This window comes from Brevibacterium picturae (assembly GCF_030453725.1).
Classification (GTDB): Bacteria; Actinomycetota; Actinomycetes; order Actinomycetales; family Brevibacteriaceae; genus Brevibacterium; species Brevibacterium sandarakinum_A.
On sequence record NZ_JAKDJU010000302.1, the window covers coordinates 1 to 2,265 of the forward strand.

A 2,265-nucleotide genomic window follows, 5' to 3' on the forward strand; every position below is an offset into this window, starting at 1 on the left:
GCGGTCTTGAGGATGCTCAGCTCCCCGACATCGGCCCGGGTGATGAAGTCACCGACGACATTTGCGCGCAGGAACCTGACCAGTGCGTCGACCTCGGGCAATTCGGGCATACGCCCAGTATGCGCCCTTGGCCATCAAGTGGCACGGCTCTTGTCGGTCCCGGGTTCGGGGGCTAACGTGGACAGACCACGTGGCTGCGTGCGCCGCCATGTTTTTCGACCACTGCTGAAGGAGGTTGACGATGGCTGAGAATGTCGCCCAGAAGCTCATCGGCTCGCATCTGGAATCCGGGACGATGACGCCCGGCAATGAGATCGGGGTCCGCATCGATCAGACACTGACCCAGGATGCGACCGGAACCCTGGTCATGCTCGAACTCGAGTCCTTGGGCTTGGACCGGATCCGTACGGACACCTCCGTCCAGTACGTCGACCACAACCTGCTGCAGACCGATGAGAAGAACCCCGAGGACCACATATTCCTCCGTTCGGCCGCGCAGCGCTTCGGCCTCTGGTACTCCCCCGCCGGCAACGGCGTCTCCCACCCCGTGCACCAGTCACGGTTCGGCAAACCCGGTGCCACCCTCATCGGCTCCGACTCCCACACCTGCGCGGCCGGGGCACTGGGCATGCTGGCCATCGGCGTCGGCGGGCTCGAAGTGGCCATGGCGATGGCCGGCGATCCCCTCTACATCGCCGCACCCGAAGTCATGGGCGTCGAACTCACGGGCGAACTGCCGCCCTGGGTTTCGGCCAAGGACGTGATCTTGGAGATGCTGCGTCGTCACGGCGTCAAGGGCGGCGCCGGCAAGATCATCGAATACCACGGCGAGGGGCTGAAATGCCTGACCGCCATGGACCGCCACGTCATCGCGAACATGGGCGCCGAACTCGGTGCCACCGCGACCGTCTTCCCCGCCGACGACGCCGTCAAGGACTTCCTCGAAGCCAGCGACAGGGGCGAGGACTTCACTCGCATCGTCGCCGACGAGGGCGCCGAGTACGACCTCACCGACTCGATCGACCTCTCGCAGCTCGAACCGCTCATCGCCGCTCCCTCCTCGCCGGGCAATGTCCGGCCGGTCCGGGAGTGCACCGATGAGGAGGTCTTCCAGGTCGTCATCGGTTCCTCTGCGAACCCGGGCCTGCGCGACTTCGCCGTCGTCGCCCAGATCCTCGAGGGCAGGCGGCTCGACGGCCGGGTGTCACTCGACGTCAACCCGACCTCGCGTGAGATCCTCGCCGATCTCATCGCCGGCGGCTGGCTGACCTCACTGGTCGGATCGGGTGCCCGCATCCACCAATCCGGCTGCATGGGCTGTATCGGAATGGGACAGGCACCGGCCGTGGGCCGAAACAGTCTGCGCACCATGCCCCGGAACTTCCCCGGCCGCTCCGGCACCGACGAGGACGCCGTCTGGCTGTGCTCGCCCGAGACCGCGGCGGCCGCGGCTCTGACCGGGCGCATCACCGACCCGCGGGACCTCGACATGGACTACCCGCAGGTGAGGCTGCCGGAGAAGTTCTCCGCGAACCGGTCCATGCTGGTGCCGCCGCTTCCGCTCGAGGAGGCGCGGGAGGTCGAGCTGGTCAAGGGCTCGAACATCTCCTCCCTGCCCGACTTTGAACCGCTTCCCGACGACATCGATCTCGAGATCATGCTCAAGGTCGGCGACAACGTCTCCACCGACGAGATCATGCCCGCCGGATCCCGGGTTCTGCCGTATCGCAGCAACATTCCCAAGATCTCCGAGTTCGTCTACATCCAGGTCGACGACACCTATCCCACGCGTGCGGTCGCCCACGACGGCGGGCACGCCATCGTCGGCGGGGAGAACTACGGTCAGGGATCCTCACGTGAGCACGCCGTCATCGCCCCGCGCTACCTGGGGCTGCGCATCGTCGTCGCCAAATCCCTGGCGAGGATCCACTGGCAGAACCTCGCGAACTTCGGTGTCCTCGCCCTCGAATTCGCCGATGAGGACGACTACGAGACCCTGTCACAGGGGGACGTCCTTGAGTTCCGCGGCCTACGTGACGAGCTCGGTGCCGGTGAGACGATCACCGCCGAGGTGGCCGGACGGAAGTTCGAATTCCGGCACACGCTCTCGCCCCGACAGGTCGACATGGTCCTCGCCGGAGGCCGCATCGCCCAGCGGAGCCAGCAGGAGAACAGCCGGCAGAGCTGACGGGGTCAACTCACGCACCCGGTTTGCCCACCTACGCTGGTCGGCGAGCGCGGCAACCCTCCGGCGTTCGCGCGACG

2 protein-coding genes are annotated in these 2,265 nt (G+C 66.5%); one reads left to right on the forward strand and one right to left on the reverse strand.

Annotation, left to right across the window (positions count from 1 at the left end):
• Positions 1–110 (reverse strand): DNA-formamidopyrimidine glycosylase family protein (locus L0G76_RS16295; protein ID WP_369696200.1); only part of this gene is annotated, 110 nt, incomplete at its 3' end.
• Positions 111–241: 131 nt separating this feature from the next.
• Between L0G76_RS16295 and L0G76_RS15830 the strand changes: the two genes are divergently transcribed.
• Positions 242–2,188, forward strand: coding sequence for an aconitate hydratase (locus L0G76_RS15830; RefSeq protein ID WP_304358089.1), 1,947 nt, complete (start codon positions 242–244; stop codon positions 2,186–2,188).
• Positions 2,189–2,265: the final 77 nt, after the last annotated feature.

Coding starts and splice junctions, on each gene's coding strand:
- L0G76_RS15830 (WP_304358089.1), top strand. CDS start 242: ATGGCTGAGAATGTCGCCCAGAAGCTCATCGGCTCGCATCTGGAATCC.